Consider the following 18,933-nt stretch of genomic DNA (forward strand, 5'->3'; position numbering starts at 1 on the left):
AGAAGTACGGGTAGCTGTTTTAGCCCTGCGGATTACAGTGAAGATCTGAACAAGTGTGGTAACCAACAATGGCAGACAACGCAGAAAGTCGCAGCGAACCCAGGTTCGATACCGTGGAAGCCGATTGCCTCGATATCTATCAGGACGGTGAAAGTTTCCGGGTACTCGCCAGCCGCGAGGAGTGTGAGATTACTAACATCTCAAAACACGGCCTGATGGTGCGCTGCAAAACAACGTTGGCTACCTTTGAGCGTTTCCGCTTGCGCATGCATCTTGATTCCGGCAATGATTTGACGCTCTACGGTACGGTTCGCTGGAGTGTGCCCGACGGCTCCGGCAATTACCTGCTTGGTCTGCTGCTGGAAGATACCCTCGGCACGGACTACCTACTTTGGCAAAACCGCTTAAGCAAATTGCTGCTCAATCAAGCCCGGGCAGGGCTGGATACCAGCCGACTGACTGCTTCAGTGTAAGGCCTGATGCAGGGCGGCCATGACCTCTGGGCCGCTCGCAAATCAGGCGCCTTACGCTAAGCCCCGCATTCCGTTTGGTGTTTCTCTAGCCAGCCTCTTTCATGGCGCGGTAACCGCGTGGCTGGTGCTTGCGACTGGCCTTGTGGTAACCGGCGCAGCTTGGTACACCTCGGTCCGAGCCACGGAACAGGCCGCGCACGAACGACTGCATCTTCGCAGCGAAGAAATCGCCAACGCCATCGAATCCCGCATGATTCTCTATGAGCAAGTGCTGTGGGGTGGCATTGGTTTGTTCAATGCCACCGGCGATGTCAGTCGCAGTGCCTTTCGCGCCTATGTCGACACCCTTGATCTGGACACCCACTGGCCTGGCGTGCAGGGCATCGGCTTTTCCCGCGCCCTGTCGCCTGACCTGCTGGTCCCCCATACTCTGGCGGTGCGCGCAGAGGGCTTTCCCGACTATCAGGTAAAGCCAGCCGGGCCGCGCGATTTTTACAGCGCAATTGTCTACCTTGAGCCCTTTGACTGGCGCAATCAGCGCGCCTTTGGCTACGACATGTGGAGCAACCCCGTGCGACGCGAAGCCATGAAGCGGAGCATGGAGAGCGGCAAGGCCCACACCTCTGGGGTCATCACCCTGGTGCAGGAAACCAGCCGGGACAAACAGCGCGGTTTTCTTACCTACACTCCCCTCTACGCCAAAGGTGCACAGCTGGACACGGTTGAACAGCGGCGCGCCGCCATCGTCGGCTGGGTCTACGCCCCCTTTCGCATGAACAATCTGATGCAGGGCATTCTGGGCAGCACCCGGGACGATATTGGTTTTCGCATCTACGACACGGCCATCGACAACGAAAACCTGCTCTACGACAAGCCCACTTCAACAACACCCGATCTGGAAACGGTAAGGACGTTAAACCTGCAGGGGCGTCGCTGGCACGTGGTTTTCGGCAGCACGACCACCCAGCTACTCGGTGAGGCGCGAAGCCTGCAGCCCAGCCTGATTGCGCTGGCCGGCCTGATCGTCGAACTGCTGCTGTTTTCCATCTTGCGCGCGCTGCAGACTTCACAGATCCGCGCCGAGCGAATCGCCGCCGAGCGAACCGCGGAACTGCAAGAGGCACAACAGGCGCTGAAGCAGAAGGTCATTGAAGGTGAGCGCATGGTGGAGGTGCTTTTCAAGGCCAACGAGGAGCTGTCGCAGTTCGCTCACATCGCCTCACATGACATGAAAGAGCCGCTGCGCATGGTGAGTAACTTTACCTCACTGCTGGAAGAAGACTACGGTGGGCAGCTGGACGAAACCGCCACGCTGTATATCCGCACGGCCCGGGAAGCGGCCGAGCGCATGCAGGCCATGGTCAGCGATCTGCTTGAGTACGCCCGCCTTGATCACGAAGCTGAGAGCAACCAGCTGGTCGACCTCAATCAGACGTTTAACGCTGTCTGCGAGGATTTACGCACGGCGATTAGCGGCAGCAAGGGCACCGTCAGTTTGCTCAACCCCCTACCCAGCCTCAGCGGCAATCCGACCCGCCTGCGCAGCCTGTTCCAGAACCTGATTGGCAATGGCCTGAAATACCAGCAACCCGATCGCCCCCCTGAGATTACCGTCAGCACCAGAGAAACCGACGAGCAGTGGCAGATCGCCATATCCGACAACGGTATTGGTATTGATGAGCGCTACCACCAGCGCATATTCCAGCCCTTCAAGCGCCTGCATAACGCCGAGGAATACCCCGGCACCGGCGTTGGTCTGGCCATCTGCAACAAGATCGCCACTGAGCTCGGCGGCTCGATCGAACTGGAATCAACCCCGGGCCTTGGCAGCCGATTTACGGTCTTTTTACCCAAAATTCAGCCCGAAATGGGTGCCTAATGCTGTCCTATACCCCACCAAAAGCAAAAACGGGAAAAGTTCACATATTGAGACCATTGGTATATAGTCCGGGAGCTGTTTGATTATGTTGAGTAATAATAATATGACGATTGAACGCCGACAGGACGCCCGCTTTGACGATCAATCTCTTGTCTTTGTAGAAACCGAATCCGCCCAGCCGGGCACGCTCGCCCCCACCAAACTGGCGCTAGCAAGAACGCTGGATATCTCAGCCAAGGGGCTGCAGATTGCGACTCAGGAAGCCCTGACCGCCAACCGCATACTGCGTATTTTTGTGGATAACGGCGAAGACTACCCGCTGACGCTGGTTGGCGAAGTAAAGTGGACGCGTCAGGAGGGTGAGGAGCACCTTTCCGGCATTGAGCTCTACCCCTCCCGGGAAACTGCCCAGAAACAGTGGGCGGAAAAGGTTCGCCACAAGCTGGCGCTCGACGCCGCTGGTGGCGAGGAAGCGCTGCGACAGGCCGGCTAGCGAGGCATCAGCCGCACTGGCAGGTCTTTAAAGCCATTCACCAGATTCGAGCGAATCCGCTTGGGTTCGCCAGTAAGCTCGGCGCCGGCAAACAGTTTGAAAAACTCTTCGAAGAAGATTTTCGCTTCCAGCCGCGCCAGGTTCGCACCCAGACACAGGTGAATACCGTGGCCGAAGGCCAGATGGGGGTTGGGGCTGCGCTCGATGTCGAATTCCTGTGGGTTTTCAAACACCCGCTCATCAAAGTTGGCCGATGAATACAGCATCACCACTCTGTCGTTCTCTTTGATCTGCTGGCCGTGCAACTCCGTGTCGCAGGTTGCCGTACGGCGGAAATAGTGCAGCGGGGTAGACCAGCGCAGCATTTCCTCCACCGCTCCCGGCAACAACTCGGGGTTGGCTTCCAGCTTGCGGTAAAGCTCCGGGCGCTTCAGCAGTTCGTACATGCCGCTGGCGATCATGGAGCGCGTGGTTTCATTGCCCGCCACCGTAATCTGGATAAACAAGGAAGCAAATTCCTCGGCGGTGACCTTATGGCCGTCCACTTCCACATTGATCAACAGGGAAATGAGATCGTCGGCATCACTGTTCTGGCGCTCGGTGGCTAGCTGATAGCCATACATGCCCATTTCCATGCTGATCTGCTGGGTCTCCTCCGGACTGGCGCCAAGGTCCGGGTCACCCGCCGAGGTCTGCATGTCGGACCAATGCCGGATTTGCCCCCACATATCCTTGGGCACGCCCATCAAGCTGCAGATCACCGCGGTCGGCAGGTTGCCAGCCGCATCGAAGACAAAGTTACAGTCGGGCTTTTCTCTTGCAGCCAACAGAGCATCGCGAGCGATCTCGCGCACCATGGGCTCCATCTGCACCAGCATTTTTGAGGTAAAGCGCTCGATCACGGCCCGGCGAATTGGCCCGTGATTGGGCGGGTCCATCCCCAACAACTGGCCCTGAGCCATACCGAGAATTTCAGGCGGCAGTTCATCCACCATCACAAAACCGCGTTGGGCAGAAAAGGTGGCGTGATCGCGGGAGACGGCGCGCACATCCTCGTAGCGGCTGATTACCCAGTAACCACCGCCATCGGGGTGTGCATGCCAATACACCGGCGCCTCATCGCGCAGCAATGTAAACTGCTCGTGGGGCACCGCTGCCACATAGTTGTCGGGGTTATAGATATCAATATCGCTGAGTTGCATCTTGCCTGCTCTTAGCCCGGAAAACTCGCATTATTCGCGATCTACAGCGCGCGGCCATGACGATTTTTTCACGTCGACATTCACAGCTCAGTCAAAGTCCGCCGCGCTGTGACGCTCTTTCACCTGCCGTTCTTCATCACCCCAGGTTCTGTTGACCCGGCGCCCCCGCTGCACCGCCGGTCGTGCACCAACCTCGGCAGACCAGCGGCGCACATGGGTGTAGGATTCCACGTCGAGAAACTCTGCCGCCTCGTAGAGCTTGCCCTCGACCAAACCGCCATACCACGGATAGGTCGCCATATCGGCGATGGTGTATTCATCACCCGCCAGGAACTTGCGCTCGGCCAGATTGCGATCCAGCACGTCGAGCTGACGCTTCACCTCCATCGTGAAGCGATTGATAGGATATTCCCATTTCTCAGGCGCATAGGCGTAGAAGTGACCAAAGCCCCCGCCGAGGTAGGGCGTCGCGCCCATCTGCCAGAACAGCCAGGACAGGGTTTCCGAGCGCAGCGGCAGACTCTTGGGCAGGAAGGCATCAAACTTTTCGGCCAAGTACATCAGGATGGCACCGGACTCGAACACCCGCACCGGCTCGCTGCCACTGCGGTCTTCCAGTGCCGGGATTTTTGAATTGGGGTTGAGGGCGGTAAAACCACTGCCGAACTGATCGCCCTCGAGAATATTGATCAACCAGGCATCGTACTCCGCCCCTTCATGGCCGAGCGCCAGCAGCTCCTCCAGCATAATGGTGACTTTCACCCCATTGGGCGTACCCAGCGAATAGAGCTGCAGCGGGTGCTCACCTACCGGCAGGGTCTTGTCGTGGGTTGGCCCGGCGATGGGGCGGTTAATATTGGTAAAGGCACCACCGCTCTGGGAATCCCACTGCCACACACGGGGCGGAACATAGGCTGACTGGTCACTCACGGGCAAACCTCCGACTGAAATGTTCTGGCAAAATTAAAGTGCCTTACCCTAGCAGACTTTTTCCGCGTGCGCGCCGCACAAATCCTCTGCCGATTTGCAACTTGTCCCTGTGGTAAGCGACGATTACACTTGCCTGCCGCGTCGTAGAGGACAATGCATTGACCCGCACAGCCCCAGAGATACTGGCCGCATTGAATGCCAATGTTGCCACCCTGAGTCGTATCCGACGCGGCATTGAAAAAGAAAGCCTGCGCATCAATGCGGACGGCGAGCTGGCAAAAACACCGCATCCAACCGCGCTGGGCTCGGCCCTGACCCACCCGGAGATCACCACTGATTTTTCCGAGGCGCTGCTGGAGTTTATTACACCGGTCAGCACCGACATCGATACCACCCTGAAACAGCTCGACAACATTCACCGCTGGACCTACGCCAACCTCGGCGATGAGTTGCTATGGCCGGGCAGCATGCCCTGCCTGCTCGGCCCGGACGACGAGATTCCGGTGGCCCAGTACGGCAGCTCCAATGTCGCGCGAATGAAAACCCTGTACCGCCTTGGCTTGGGGCAGCGTTACGGCCGTCGCATGCAGACCATCTCCGGCATTCACTACAATTTTTCCGTGCCGGACGAACTGTGGCAGTGGCTGGCCGAAGCCAGCGGCCGGGAGCTGAATCAGGATTTCATCACTGAGCGCTACTTTGGGCTGATCCGCAACTTCCGCCGTTTGTCCTGGCTGCTTATCTACCTGTTTGGCGCTGCACCGGCAGTTTGCCGCTGCTTCCTCGACGGCAAGGAGCACAAGCTCGACAGCCTCAACGGTGGCACCCTCTACCACCCCTTTGGCACCTCGCTGCGCATGGGGGATTTCGGCTACCAGAGTGCGGCCCAGAGCCCGCTGAACATTTGCTATAACACCCTCGATAACTATATCCAGACGCTGAAGCAGGCAATCCAGACACCCCACCCGGACTACGCCCGCATTCCGAAAACCGAACAGCTTTCCGGCGGCTTACTGCAGATAGAGAACGAGTTTTACAGCCCGATCCGACCCAAGCGGGTCACCCAATCCGGTGAGATTCCCCTTGGCGCACTCAAGCGCGGCGGCGTGGAATATATCGAGGTACGCTGCGTCGATGTAAATCCGGAAAGCCCCCTCGGCATCACCCGCGAGCAAATCCAGTTTCTCGATGTGTTTCTGGTTTACTGTCTCCTCAGCGACAGCCCCCTGTGCAATGAAAAGGTCTACGCGGAAATCGGTGCCAACCTTCACAAGGTAGTGGAACAAGGTCGTGAGCCCGGCCTGACCCTGAACGATCACGGCCAAGCCATCACATTAGGCGATTGGGCCCAGCGCATCTTTGACGATATGGCCGATGTTGCCGAAGCCTTCGACACCGCCATTGAGAGCGGCGAGCATCCCAGCTACCTACAGGTGCTGGCGGACTGGAAGCGCAGCCTGAGCGAGCCCGACAATACGCCCTCGGCAAAAATGATCGACACCCTGCGCCAGCGCGGCCTCTCCTATTACGCCTACATGATGGAACGCGCCGAAGCCCATCGCGACTGGTTCAGCAAACCGGCCTTAAGCGATTCACAAATTGCAGCGGCCAAAGCCACTAGCGCCACGTCGCTAAGCGAGCAAAAAGTTGTGGAAGAAAGCGACAGCCTCAGCTTTGATGACTACCTGAGCAAGTACTACAGCCAATACGACACACTGTGAATTATCTGGCCCATTTTCATCTAGCTGCCGTGGTCGCGGACACTGTTGACCACTCAAGAGACGAGATGCTGGTGGGCGCCCTGCTCGGTGACTTTGTCAAAGGGCCGCTCAAGGGCGAATGGGCGGAGGGGCTTGAGGCTGGCATTGCCTTGCACCGTCGCATCGACGCCCTCACCGATACCCACCCGGAGGTAATCGCGCTGCTGGAACAGCTTCCGGCAGACTACCGCCGCTACGGAGGCATCATGCTGGATGTCTGCTTCGACTATTGCCTGACTCACCAGTGGGGGAACTTCTGCAGCGAATCGCTGCCGGATTTTACCGGTCAGGTGTATGCGGTACTGGCCGACGCCGAAGAGCACCTGCCCTTCAAAGCGAAACAGCAGGCGCAGCGCTTGCGCCAGTACGATGTACTGGGCAGCATGCACCACTGGCAAACCGTAACCAATATGCTGGCCCGTATTGGTCAGCGGCTGCGACGCGAGAATCCGCTCGCCGACAGCGCCGAGGTACTGGCAGATTATCTGCCTGCCATCGAACTACATTTTTTGCGCCTCTACCCCGAGCTGATGGGTAGCCTGCGCCGGGGATAACACACATGCCGTTCAGCGCCCGACAACTTTACCTAGCCATCACTCTGGTGTGCGCCGCCCTGCTCGGCTACGCCCTGTACACCGAATATTATCTGGGCCTGATCCCCTGCGCCCTGTGCATGACCCAGCGTTTCTTTTACGTGTGCACGGGCGCGGTTGCCCTGATCGCCGCGATTCACAACCCCGCAACCTTGGGCCGCCGGATTTACTCCGGCTTGATGGTGCTCGCCAGCGGTTTTGGCGCCGGCGTTGCCGGACGCCAGGTATGGCTCCAACACCTGCCGGAAGATCAGGTGCCCGCCTGCGGCCCCAGCCTGGAATACATCCTCGACACGCTGCCATTGGCTGATGCCTTTACCACCCTGATGATGGGTGACGGCAACTGCGCCGAGGTGCAATGGACCTTCCTCGGTCAGAGCATGCCCACCTGGTCACTAATCTGGTTTGTGATTCTTATCCTGACTGCACTGGTTTCACTACGCGCCAAATGAAAGTCTCCGGCATTCTCACGCTGCTGATTTTTCACCTACTCGGTGAGGCCATTGTGCGCGCCACCGGATTGTTTATTCCCGGCGCCGTGGTCGGTCTGTTGCTACTATTTTTCACTCTGCTGATTCGTGGGCAACTGTCGAGCGGGCTGGAACAGTCCAGCAAAACCCTGATCGGTTTTTTGCCTCTGCTGTTGATACTTTCCTCTGCCGGTATCTTTTTTTTAGGTGAGGCCTTTAGCGATCAATGGCTCGCCTTTGCCGGTGCCATCGTCGCCGGTACGATTTTGACGCTGGTGTTCTGCGCCCTGCTGATGAAGCTGATGGTGAAGCCCAATGACTGAGCTGCTCACCTCACCCCTGTTCGCCATCACCGTTGTGCTTGGCGCTTATCAAGCCGCCGTCTGGCTCTATGAAAAAAGTGACCGACTGGTGTGGCTGCACCCGACCATCAGCGGTGCACTGGTAGTGGCGGCTGTGCTCGCCTTGCTCGATATCGATTACCACCGTTTCAGCGACGCCGCTTACTGGCTGACTTTCTGGCTTGGGCCGGCCACGGTTGCGCTGGCAATTCCGCTGTACCAGCAGTGGCATTTGATCCGAAAAATGGCAGAGCCATTGCTATTAACCCTTATCGCCGGCGCGGCCTTTGCCTGCCTGTCGGCGCTGGCTATTGCCTGGCTGCTTGGCGGCAGCGCAACGACGCTGCTTTCACTCAGCGCCAAGTCCGTCACCACACCGATTGCCATCGGCATCAGCGAAAGCATGGGCGGTCTTGCAACTATTACCGCCAGCGCCGTAATTCTTACCGGCATTGTCGGCATCGTGTTTGTAAATATAACGATGAAACTATGCCGCATTGACGACGATAGGATCTGGGGCTTCTGCCTCGGCCTCAGCGCCCACGCTATTGGCACCGCCCGCGCTTTTGAACGCAGCCCGGTGGCCGGTGCATTTTCCAGTCTTGCGCTTTGTCTGACCGGGAGTTACAGCGCGGTGTTTATTCCACTGGCGTTGCAGTGGTTTCGCTAATCCCTCAAAAATAAAAAAGGCTCCCGAAGGAGCCTTTGTCAGCAAGCTGAACGCTTATTGCAGGCGCGCTGCAGTATCCAGCAGATCACTTCGACCGAAGGGCTTATCGGTCAAGGCAGTCGGCAGGATGGGCGCGGTAGTGTGGGCGTTTTCCAACACCTCACCCAGTGCGTTAGGCATGCCGTGGGTTGTGGTCAGTGTAACTGCTCCCAGCGACAGTGAGCCGGCCACACCAGCTTCACGCAGGGGCAGACCGTAAACCGGCAGTTCCACCCATTGCTCGCCTTCACCCAGCACCGCAGCGGTTTGGGCAATCACCAGAGGCTCACCCAGTGGGCTGTTGATAACACCGGACAGATGCACTCGGCCCGCCTTCACAACGTCAACCTGCGCCGCAATCACCAGATTGCCGTTGACGATGCTGTCCGCGAACTTGCCGGTCAAGGTGGCGGCAGGATGGCTGTATTGAAAGCCGTTCATCGCCACGCGCTGCTCCTGGGCATCGTTTTCCGCCGTTACGCGAAAGCCGAGGCTGGTCGCCTGACCGACAGCGGGCTGCCCCGCTTCACCCAGGGTGTAGGACGCAGAGTAAATGCCGTCACCTGCGGTCTGATCGGCACCCTTGCCGTCATCGGCAAAGGTAACACTGGCCAGCGAATCGCCGCCTTGCGTGACCACTTCGCCAGTGACCGTCCAAGGACCTTTGGCATCAGCAGAGGGCGCCGTGAGGATGTCCTCGTCTTTCTGCGGCCGCGATTGCAGCTGGGCAAACAGCTCGACCGTATCGCCACGCTGATAACGGATTTCGCCCGCCCACACAGAGAGGGCCGGGCCAGCGCCATTGGGGCCGGGCCGGGTAACCGTGTCGGGCTCGCGCTCTGACAGAATCGGATTCGGCGCACCAGCGGGGACCGGCAGCGTCCACTCCGGGTATTTGGACAGGTTCCGGTATTCCGCCGCAGCCTGATCAGCTAGCTTGGGCGCGTCAGCCGCGCTCGCGACGGAAGAAATAAAGGGCAGTACCGACAGCACTGCAACTTTCGAAAACGTGTTCATCTCGTGTCTCCTTGGCAGTGGATCAGTACAAAATGCTGATGAATTTAGCAGTGGTCATGGAGCTCTGGACCGACGTGTTCGGCGAGCAAGGGCTGCCACTGCAGGTCCAGATACCATCAGGAATCTGGCGACGGGTATCCGAGTCGCTGTCATCGCGCTCGTCGCCATGATTTTCGTGGGCCGCATCGAGGTTACGGAAACCGGAGACTTCCTGTTTGTAGCTGTTATTACAGGCATTGCTGTTGTTGTAGCTCGCGCTTGCGCTGCCGTCACAGGCATAGATCGACGCGTACTGCACCACACCATCATCTTCACCGCTCAGACAGGCGCTGGCACCGAAGATTGCCTCATAGCCGCCAGTCAGGTAAATATTTTTCGCTGGCGCGCTGGCATAGGTTCGAACCTGTACGTCGTTAGAGCTGCGAAGCCAGTAGGTGGCGTCATCGCAGTCTTGGATCCAGCCCGCGAACCAGTTACAACCACCACTTGACTGGCCGCATACCGCATCGGCACCTTCAGAACCCCGGTGGGCGCCGCCAATGGTCATTGCCAGACTGACGCGCTGCGCAACCGTGTCATAGGGGCCGTTGTAGTTGTAGTTTGGGTCTGACGGGTCGTTGTTGCCCAAAATGTAGTCCGTGATGGTGCTGCCCATGCTGTGAGCTACGATCCAGAAGGTTCCGCCCTGCGCGTAGGTCTTGCTGCAGCGGTTGCCGCCCGCATCAGCCACGCCGTTAGTGGCCGCCACAATTTCGTTTGCCACTTCGCCGGCTGACTGGGATTCCCAGTAGGGGCGAGTGCCGTTGTAGCCAACCACATAGAAATCGGTGGCAAAGTTTTTGGTTGCAGTTCTGATGAAGTCCTTACTTCCATTTACCCAGTAATTTCGGGCGGCGGTGTAGCTGGTGTAGGTATTGGTATCCGTCTGTTTGCCGTGAACAAAAATCAGACAGTCGGCAGCGAACGATTGAGAGGCTGCTGAAAACAGCACCGCCCCAACCACCGCGCGCAACGCGGACAGGTATCGCATGATGATTCCCTCTTCAATTTTAATTTTTACTTATAGCGTTTCGGGTTGACCACTAGGGTCGCCAAAGCATCGTGCGCACAATGTTGGTGCTTCAAGTGAAGCTGAATGTGATCACTGTCACCAATAAGGGAAATGAATCGAGGGTATAGGGTCGCGAAATAGTCGCGCCGTTAGTGACACGCAGCACAACTAATGTAAATTAGTCGCATAAAAAATGTGACACGCATCACTAAAGATTGCGTCGTTAGCGATCAAATAATCGACAGCCACCCCTCAGGCGGGACGGTAGACCTTGATATTGGCAAAGCCTTGCTCCACCAGATGCGCCGCATGCAGACGACTCATCACCCCCTTATCGCAATACAGGAGGTAGGTGATGTCACTGCTCAGCTCGGAGGATTTGCTGTGCAGCTCGTAAAAGGGCAGGTTCTGCACCGTCACGCCCGCAAGCTTCAGCGGCGAGCGCTCGGCCTCATCCGGGTGGCGCACATCCAGCACAATGGCATCGGGCAAGGGCACCGGCAGCACCTCCACCTCTATCCGCTCCAGCTCTTCGTTAGCCAGCTCATCGATGGTGGTATAGCGCGCCTTGGCGAGCGCCGCCTCCAGCACCGCAAAGTCAAACTTCGCCTCCTGCTCGGCAACACGCTCCGGACGCGCCTTGGTGGTAGGCTTCACGGAAATAACGCCGCAATATTCCGGCATATTCGCCGCAAATTCCTCGGTACCAATCTCTGCGGCGGTACGGATGATGTCACCCTTGTCGGCGGCGATCAGCGGTCTCAATACCAACTTGTCGGTAACCGCATCAATCACCGACAGATTGGTCAGCGTCTGGCTGGACACCTGGGCAATAGCTTCCCCCGTCACCAGCGCCTGCACATTCAGCTCATCGGCCACCTTTTCCGCAGCGCGCAGCATCATGCGCTTGAGCACCACACCCATCTGCGAGTTGTCGACATTCTTCAGAATCTCGCCGACCACATCTTCAAAGGGCACGGTGACGAACTTCACCCGGTGCGAAGCGCCGTACTTCATCCACAGATAGAGCGCGACTTCCTTTACGCCGATTTCGTGATCACGCCCACCAAGATTAAAGAAACAGAAATGGGTGCGCAGGCCGCGCTTCATCATCAGGTAACTGGCAACCGGCGAATCAAAGCCGCCGGAAATCAATGACAGCACCGGGTCGAGGCTACCCAGCGGAAAGCCGCCCAAGCCGGGGTAGCGCTGATTGACCACAAACACCGTCTCGTCGCGCACTTCGATACGCACCACCACCTCGGGATTCGCCAGATCCACCCCTGCGGCGTCGGTATGCTGGTTAAGGCCGCCGCCCACATAGCGCTCCACATCCAGCGACTGAAAGTCGTGGGTGCCGGTACGCTTGCAGCGCACACTGAAACGCTTGCCCGCCAGACGCTCAGCCCACAGCGCCAGGGTCTTCTGATAAATATCGTCGATGCTGACCAGCGGGTACTCAGCCACATCCATGAAATAAGCAATGCCGGGGGTATTGCGCAACACCTCGACAAAGCTGGCGAGCGTTTCCGGGTCGGTACTGCGGGTCGCCACCACCATCTTGTCCCACTCCCGCGCCACGTGAACCTCGGGGTCGAGCGGCTGCAACAGACGCTTCACATTGGTGTGCAACTGTTTAACGAACTGCTTGCGAACCGGGCGGCTCTTGATGGTAATTTCGGGGAAAAACTTGACGATAAACTTCATGGCAGCCCAGACTTGGCGGATGACGGGAAAGAAAAGACGCTAGTATACCAGCCAATCCCCACGGTAGTGCGCCGCTCCGGCAGAATGGAAGCGCACCAAATCAGACCCAACAATGCACCACAATCGACCACCCATGGTCTATATTGGTGCATAGCAGGCGCGCGATGCGCGCAAATCGCCCACAGAAGGCATTTTTCAGCTCCCTGAGACGGTTTTTAGGTGGCACAGCTTTTGCTTTCAGTGTGGGCACAATCAGGGGAGCTATGCGCCTCTGAACGAACGGCATATAATCGCCCACTTTCGGCCCGGCCGATACAACCGACTCTCTATTGGAGGAAAGCCCTAATGTCAGAGAACACTCTGAAACTGATTAAAGACAATGAAGTCAAATGGGTCGACCTGCGCTTCACCGATACCAAAGGTAAAGAGCAGCACGTTACCCTGCCCGTCAAAGAAATCGACGACTCTTTCTTTGAAGAAGGCAAGATGTTTGACGGATCCTCCATCTCCGGCTGGAAAGGCATCAACGAATCCGACATGATCCTGATGCCTGACGACAGCGCATCGGTTCTCGACCCGTTCACCGACGATCCGACCGTTATCGTTCGCTGTAACATCGTTGAGCCTTCCACCATGCAAGGCTACAACCGCGATCCTCGCTCCATCGCTGCCCGCGCTGAAGAATACCTGAAGTCTACTGGCGTTGCGGATTCTGCCCTGTTTGGTCCCGAGCCCGAGTTCTTCGTATTTGACGACGTTAAATGGCACGCTGACATTTCTGGTGCCGGCTACGCCATCAGCTCTGACGAAGCCGCTTGGTCTTCCAACAAAGTCTTCGAAGACGGCAACTTCGGTCACCGTCCCGGCGTTAAAGGCGGCTACTTCCCCGTACCGCCGGTCGACAGCCTGCACGACCTGCGCGCCGCCATGTGTGACGCCATGGAAGCCATGGGTCTGGACATCGAAGTACACCACCACGAAGTGGGTACTGCCGGTCAGTGTGAAATCGGCGTTGGCCCCAACTCTGCCGTGAAGAAAGCTGACGAAGTACAGATTCTGAAGTACTGCGTACACAACGTTGCTCACGCCTACGGCAAAACCGCAACCTTCATGCCCAAGCCTCTGGTTGGCGACAACGGTAGCGGCATGCACTGCCACATGTCTCTGAGCAAAGACGGCAAGAACCTGTTTGCTGGCGACGCTTACGGCGGCCTGTCTGAAACTGCCCTGTACTACATCGGCGGCATCATCAAGCACGCTCGCGCGCTGAACGCCTTCGCGAACTCTTCTACCAACTCCTACAAGCGTCTGGTACCCGGCTTCGAAGCCCCCGTTATGCTGGCTTACTCTGCCCGTAACCGCTCGGCTTCTATCCGTATCCCGTACGTTTCCAACCCGAAAGCACGCCGCATCGAAGTACGCTTTGGCGATCCGTCTGCCAACCCGTACCTGATGTTTGCTGCCTACCTGATGGCTGGTCTGGACGGTATCCAGAACAAGATCCACCCCGGCGACGCTGCTGACAAGGACCTGTACGACCTGCCCGCCGAAGAAGCGGCCGAAATCCCGACCGTTGCTTCTTCACTGGAGCAAGCCCTGCAGGCTCTGGACGCAGACCGTGAGTTCCTGACTGCTGGCGGCGTATTCGACGACGACATGATCGATGCCTACATCGGCCTGAAGTCTGGCGAAGTTGAGCGCCTGAACATGACCACTCACCCGGTCGAGTTCGACATGTACTACAGCGTGTAATTTCCAGCGCTAATCGAAAGCCCGGCCCTGTGCCGGGCTTTTTTTTGCCCGCGTTTTGCACACAGGGCTGCGCTTGAGGTTTTGCTTAAGACTTCGCGTATTTTTCAGCGCAACTGGCCTATGATGAGAGCATGAAAACACTGACTGCCTTGTTATTCACCGCCCTACTGGCCTTCACGGCACAGGCTGCCCCCGAGCCCGAAGACGACGGCCCGGTCATTTATCGCTCCACCGATGCCCAGGGACGCCCCGTTTTCAGCGACCAGCCAAGCCGCGACGCCGAGCGGGTCAATGTTAAAGAACCCAACCGCACTCCCGCGGTCAGGCCACGCCCTCGCCCGGAACCCAAGACCTCAACACCAGACAACGACAGCAGCGGCTACGAGGTTCAGATAACGAACCCTTCCGAGGGCCAGTTCGTCCGCAACGGTTTGCTCGGTATCAATGTCAGCGCCAATGTCCACCCACCCATGCTACCCAAGCATCAGCTGGAGTTTCTGCACAACGGCAACTCTGTCAGTAAGGGATCCAGTTACACGGCCCGGATCGAGCGTCTAACTCCCGGTGGGCACCAGATCAGTGCTCGCGTACTGGATCGCGACGGCAACGTTCTGGGGCAGTCGGCACCCGTCTCTGTAACCGCTCAGTGGCCCGGCGGCAAATAAACCCTTCGCCATGCACCATTTTGGTGCTCGTGCGCTATACTGGATAGCGCGGAGCCTCATTTTAGTCACCCCTCCGCTCCTCCCGCCGCCCCGGGGCGCCAACGACGCGGAACAAGCCCCTAACTCCGCCCCACCCCGATGGCCCGGATATTGCTAGCACCGCTAGGATAGAAAGGAGTTCAAACACCCGCATGGCACCGGACAACCTGCACCACCGCATACTCGATAACCTCAAGACGGCGATCATTCTGGTCGAACCGAATCTGACGGTGAGTTACCTGAATCCAGCCGCAGAAGCCCTGCTGGCGGTTTCGCGGCTGCGCATGACTGGTCACTCGGTTACCAAGCTGTTTTACGAGCCGGAAGACGCCATGATCAACCTGCTCGACGCCATCAACAACTTCAACGCCTATACCAAGCGCGAAGCCCAGCTGTCACTGCAGACCGGCGACAAGATCACCGTCGATTTTGCGGTGACGCCGGTCTACGAGGCCAATGGCCGCAAATCCCTGATCATTGAACTGCAACCGCTGGACCGCCTGCTGCGGATAAGCCGCGAAGAGGGTTTGTTCTCCAGTCAGGAGCACGCCCGGGTACTGGTGCGCGGACTGGCCCACGAGATCAAAAATCCGCTCGGCGGCCTGCGCGGAGCGGCCCAGCTGCTGGCCCGGGAACTGCCCGACGAAAGCCTCTCCGACTACACCAATATCATCATTGAAGAGGCCGACCGCCTGCGCAATCTGGTCGACAACATGCTCGGCCCCAACCAGAGTCTGAAAATGGAGCCCACCAATATTCACGAGGTGCTGGAGCGGGTGCGGCATCTGGTGGAGGCGGAAGGTGCCGGCGGTATTCAGGTTGTACGCGACTATGACCCCAGCATCCCCGAGCTGGTTGCCGACCGCGAGCAGCTGATTCAGGCGACGCTAAACATCGTACGCAACGCCGTGCAGGCTCTGCAGCAACAGAACAACCAAGTCGACAATCCGCGCATCGTGCTTCGCACCCGCACCCTGCGCCAATTCACCATTGGCTCGCATCGCTACAAGCTGGTGTGTCGGGTCGACGTTATCGACAACGGCCCCGGCATCGCCGACAGCGTGCGCGAGGCCATTTTCCTGCCCATGGTCAGCGGTCGCCCCGAAGGTACCGGCCTGGGCCTGTCTATCTCACAGTCCATCATAAACCGTCACCGTGGACTGATTGAATGCTCGAGCGAACCCGGCAACACCGTGTTCACGCTCAATATCCCTCTGGAGTCCGCCGCATGAGCAAGCCGCATACCGTCTGGATCGCAGACGATGACCGATCAATACGCTGGGTACTGGAAAAAGCCCTCAATCAGGCCAGCATCACCACCCAAAGCTTTGAAAGCGGCGACGAACTGCTGACTCAACTGGATACCGGCATCCCCGACGCCATCATCAGCGATATCCGCATGCCCGGCATCGATGGGCTGGATCTGCTCACCAAAATCACCGAAAACTATCAGGGCCTGCCGGTCGTTATCACCACCGCCCACTCGGATCTCGACAGCGCCGTCGCCTCCTATCAGGGCGGAGCCTTTGAATACCTGCCCAAGCCTTTTGACGTGGACGAAGTGGTCGCCACGGTTCAGCGTGCGCTGGAACATACCAACAAACGGAAAGGCGCGGCCCCTGCCGCAGACAATTACGAAACACCGGAAATCATTGGTGAAGCCCCGGCGATGCAAGAGGTCTTCCGCGCCATCGGCCGCCTCGCCCACTCCAATATCACCGTAATGATCAACGGCGAATCGGGCACCGGTAAGGAACTGGTCGCCCACGCCCTGCACCGTCACAGCCCCCGTGCCGACAAGCCCTTTATCGCCCTGAACATGGCCGCTATTCCGCGCGACCTGATGGAGTCGGAATTGTTCGGCCACGAAAAAGGCGCCTTCACTGGCGCCGGCGCCCAGCGTCGCGGTCGCTTTGAACAGGCCAACGGCGGCACCCTGTTTCTCGATGAAATCGGTGATATGCCGGCCGAAACCCAGACCCGCCTGCTGCGCGTGCTGGCCGACGGCGAGTTCTACCGGGTTGGCGGCCACACCTCGGTCAAGGTGGACGTGCGCATCATCGCCGCCACCCACCAGGATCTGGAAAAACTGGTGCAGGCCCACAAATTCCGGGAAGACTTGTTTCACCGCCTGAACGTTATCCGCATCCACATTCCGCGGCTCGCCGAGCGGCGCGAAGATATTCCGATGCTGGTGAAACATTTCTTCAAACAGGCCGCCACCGAACTCAACGTGGAACCGAAACGGCTGCGTCCGGAAGCAGAAGAATACCTGATGAAACTGCCCTGGCCGGGCAACGTGCGCCAGCTGGAAAATACCTGTCGCTGGCTGACGGTTATGGCCTCAGGTCGCGATATTCACATCAACGATCTGCCGCCGGAAATGCTGGAGCAACCGGCCAAAGACGACGAAGCAAGCCCCGGCCTGCCCAGCGTGCACTGGCAGGACAACCTGCGACACTGGGCTGATCAGGAGTTGCTGCTGGGACGCGACCGCTTGCTGGACAGAGCGGTACCACAGTTTGAGCGCATCATGATTGAAGCCGCCCTGCACTACACTCAGGGCCGGCGCCGGGATGCCTCAAACCTGCTGGGCTGGGGCCGCAATACCCTGACTCGCAAGATCAAGGAACTGGGTATGGGCGGAGACGATCTGGACGACTGAGGGCGCAAAGTTAAGCCCTACAAAAACTCAGCCAGCGTAATGCCAACCAGATTGGCAATGGCGTAGCCAAATACGCCACAGAGAATGGCGGGGGTCACCAGCGCATGCCAGCCCCGTGCCACCGCCATGGCCGCCGCCGTTGGCGGGCTGAGAATACAGGCGTTGGACGCCACAGCCAGTTCCGCGCCGTTCAGTTTCAGCAGGCGGCCAAACACCGACAGCAGCACCAGATGCACCGTGAGTAGAATGGCGGTGAACAGCATGATCTCCGCACCTTCCGTCATCGCCAATACAAAATTGATCTGCACCCCAATCACCGCAAAAAAGCAGTAAATCAGAATTTGTCCCAGCTCGTAGTGGCCAGTCAGGCGCGCAGCCTGACGCGGCAGTAAAGTCGCAAACAGTACACTCAACAAGGTGATCATCAGAAACTTGGCGGGCCCGTAATCCAGCCACTGGGCGGTGATATCGCTCACCGCCACAATCACCGCACTCAAGGCCAGCGAGCTCGCCAAACTCAAGGATGTGATGCCCCGGCTGCTGACGCCGCCGCCCGCGCCCGGCAAGGTCACATGCTCTAAAGGCTGAGGGCTGAACAAGCGCCACAGGCGCGGCATATTGGGCAGACTGAGCAGCAAGGCGAGAAAAGGCACTGCCACCGCAAACACCGACGCGACCGCCACGCCCATCATCGGGTCTGAGGCCTTGTTCATAGCCACCGCCACCGAACCGGCATTGGCGCTGCCGCCAATAAAGCCCGCGGTCAGAATACCCACCCAGACGCCTTCCTCGGCCCCCAGGTTTACCAGCGGCAGTGCAATCAGGGCGCCAATAACCGTCGCCAGCGCCGCCCCCAAAAAGGCGATAATGACGCGTCCGGATTCGCGCCAGATACGACGCAGGTCCGCCTGAAACAGCAGCATCGGCAGCGACAACGGCACAAAGTCCTGCACCACAATGCCGTAGACCGTCGCCGCTCTCGGCAGTATATCCAGCGCACTCAACAGCGCCGGAAACAGAATAATAAAGAGCACACCAAACTGGCCGATGCGCGGCCGGTTTTCCATCGCCATGCCCAGCGCAACAATCACAAGCACAAGGGCGAGAACAGCCATGGAATCGGTGGGAGCGAGCAGCGTCATGGAACTACCTGTTGTTATTGTTTAAAGAGGTTTTAGACAAAACCG

At 58.3% G+C, this 18,933-nt stretch carries 18 protein-coding genes; 12 read left to right on the top strand and 6 right to left on the bottom strand.

Annotated features, from left to right (window positions below; all coding sequences use genetic code 11):
- Positions 1-68 precede the first annotated feature (68 nt).
- From FHR99_RS13575 to FHR99_RS13585, 3 genes are all read left to right on the top strand, one after another.
- Positions 69-473 carry a PilZ domain-containing protein gene (locus tag FHR99_RS13575; RefSeq protein WP_183411249.1) on the top strand — a complete coding sequence of 135 codons (405 nt, stop codon included), beginning with the start codon at positions 69-71 and terminating at the stop codon, positions 471-473.
- A 19-nt stretch (positions 474-492) separates the two neighbouring features.
- Complete coding sequence (locus FHR99_RS13580) at positions 493-2,352, top strand: CHASE domain-containing sensor histidine kinase (RefSeq protein ID WP_183411250.1); 1,860 nt, start codon at positions 493-495, stop codon at positions 2,350-2,352.
- Positions 2,353-2,437: 85 nt separating this feature from the next.
- Entirely contained in the window at positions 2,438-2,845 is a 408-nt protein-coding gene (locus tag FHR99_RS13585; RefSeq protein WP_183411251.1) for a PilZ domain-containing protein, read from the top strand.
- Here the strand turns inward: FHR99_RS13585 and FHR99_RS13590 are convergent.
- Together FHR99_RS13590 and yghU are read right to left on the bottom strand one after the other, a co-directional pair.
- Complete coding sequence (locus FHR99_RS13590) at positions 2,842-4,047, bottom strand: cytochrome P450 (RefSeq protein WP_183411252.1); 1,206 nt, start codon at positions 4,045-4,047, stop codon at positions 2,842-2,844. The genes FHR99_RS13585 and FHR99_RS13590 overlap by 4 nt on opposite strands.
- A gap of 87 nt (positions 4,048-4,134) precedes the next feature.
- Positions 4,135-4,977 (bottom strand): glutathione-dependent disulfide-bond oxidoreductase, encoded by an 843-nt coding sequence (gene yghU, locus FHR99_RS13595; protein WP_183411253.1) that lies wholly within the window; start codon positions 4,975-4,977, stop codon positions 4,135-4,137.
- A 158-nt stretch (positions 4,978-5,135) separates the two neighbouring features.
- On the opposite strand from yghU, the gene gshA reads away from it, so the two are divergent.
- Genes gshA through FHR99_RS13620 form a run of 5 tightly spaced genes read left to right on the top strand, consistent with a single transcriptional unit; the run spans position 5,136 to position 8,811 of the window.
- On the top strand, positions 5,136-6,698 hold the full coding sequence (gshA, locus tag FHR99_RS13600) for a glutamate--cysteine ligase (protein ID WP_183411254.1): 1,563 nt from the start codon (positions 5,136-5,138) through the stop codon (positions 6,696-6,698).
- On the top strand, positions 6,695-7,291 hold the full coding sequence (locus tag FHR99_RS13605) for an ACP phosphodiesterase (RefSeq protein WP_183411255.1): 597 nt from the start codon (positions 6,695-6,697) through the stop codon (positions 7,289-7,291). Before gshA ends, FHR99_RS13605 begins: the two co-directional genes overlap by 4 nt.
- 5 nt (positions 7,292-7,296) lie before the next feature.
- Positions 7,297-7,782, top strand: a complete 486-nt coding sequence (locus tag FHR99_RS13610) for a disulfide bond formation protein B (protein ID WP_183411256.1) — start codon at positions 7,297-7,299, stop codon at positions 7,780-7,782.
- Positions 7,779-8,123 carry a CidA/LrgA family protein gene (locus tag FHR99_RS13615; protein ID WP_183411257.1) on the top strand — a complete coding sequence of 115 codons (345 nt, stop codon included), beginning with the start codon at positions 7,779-7,781 and terminating at the stop codon, positions 8,121-8,123. The genes FHR99_RS13610 and FHR99_RS13615 overlap by 4 nt, the downstream gene beginning before the upstream one ends.
- Positions 8,116-8,811, top strand: a complete 696-nt coding sequence (locus FHR99_RS13620) for an LrgB family protein (RefSeq protein ID WP_183411258.1) — start codon at positions 8,116-8,118, stop codon at positions 8,809-8,811. Before FHR99_RS13615 ends, FHR99_RS13620 begins: the two co-directional genes overlap by 8 nt.
- Before the next feature lie 54 nt (positions 8,812-8,865).
- Here the strand turns inward: FHR99_RS13620 and FHR99_RS13625 are convergent, their stop codons facing one another.
- The 3 genes from FHR99_RS13625 to thiI all read right to left on the bottom strand — a co-directional run bounded on the left by FHR99_RS13625 (position 8,866) and on the right by thiI (position 12,625).
- A complete protein-coding gene (locus FHR99_RS13625) occupies positions 8,866-9,867 on the bottom strand; it encodes a choice-of-anchor X domain-containing protein (RefSeq protein WP_183411259.1) in 1,002 nt (333 codons plus the stop codon).
- 22 nt (positions 9,868-9,889) lie between these two features.
- Positions 9,890-10,897: a hypothetical protein gene (locus tag FHR99_RS13630; protein WP_183411260.1), complete on the bottom strand. Its 1,008-nt coding sequence runs from the start codon at positions 10,895-10,897 to the stop codon at positions 9,890-9,892.
- A 273-nt stretch (positions 10,898-11,170) separates the two neighbouring features.
- Complete coding sequence (thiI, locus tag FHR99_RS13635) at positions 11,171-12,625, bottom strand: tRNA uracil 4-sulfurtransferase ThiI (RefSeq protein ID WP_183411261.1); 1,455 nt, start codon at positions 12,623-12,625, stop codon at positions 11,171-11,173.
- A gap of 345 nt (positions 12,626-12,970) precedes the next feature.
- Between thiI and glnA the strand changes: the two genes are divergently transcribed.
- The 4 genes from glnA to ntrC all read left to right on the top strand — a co-directional run bounded on the left by glnA (position 12,971) and on the right by ntrC (position 17,746).
- Positions 12,971-14,377 carry a glutamate--ammonia ligase gene (glnA, locus tag FHR99_RS13640; protein WP_183411262.1) on the top strand — a complete coding sequence of 469 codons (1,407 nt, stop codon included), beginning with the start codon at positions 12,971-12,973 and terminating at the stop codon, positions 14,375-14,377.
- A 131-nt stretch (positions 14,378-14,508) separates the two neighbouring features.
- A complete protein-coding gene (locus tag FHR99_RS13645; protein ID WP_183411263.1) occupies positions 14,509-15,042 on the top strand; it encodes a DUF4124 domain-containing protein in 534 nt (177 codons plus the stop codon).
- Positions 15,043-15,233: 191 nt separating this feature from the next.
- On the top strand, positions 15,234-16,313 hold the full coding sequence (gene glnL / locus FHR99_RS13650; RefSeq protein WP_183411264.1) for a nitrogen regulation protein NR(II): 1,080 nt from the start codon (positions 15,234-15,236) through the stop codon (positions 16,311-16,313).
- Entirely contained in the window at positions 16,310-17,746 is a 1,437-nt protein-coding gene (ntrC, locus tag FHR99_RS13655; RefSeq protein ID WP_183411265.1) for a nitrogen regulation protein NR(I), read from the top strand. The genes glnL and ntrC overlap by 4 nt, the downstream gene beginning before the upstream one ends.
- Before the next feature lie 17 nt (positions 17,747-17,763).
- Here the strand turns inward: ntrC and FHR99_RS13660 are convergent, their stop codons facing one another.
- On the bottom strand, positions 17,764-18,888 hold the full coding sequence (locus FHR99_RS13660; RefSeq protein ID WP_183411266.1) for a DUF819 family protein: 1,125 nt from the start codon (positions 18,886-18,888) through the stop codon (positions 17,764-17,766).
- Between the last annotated feature and the right edge of the window lie 45 nt (positions 18,889-18,933).

This window comes from Litorivivens lipolytica (assembly GCF_014191715.1).
Taxonomy (GTDB): Bacteria; Pseudomonadota; Gammaproteobacteria; order Pseudomonadales; family Spongiibacteraceae; genus Litorivivens; species Litorivivens lipolytica.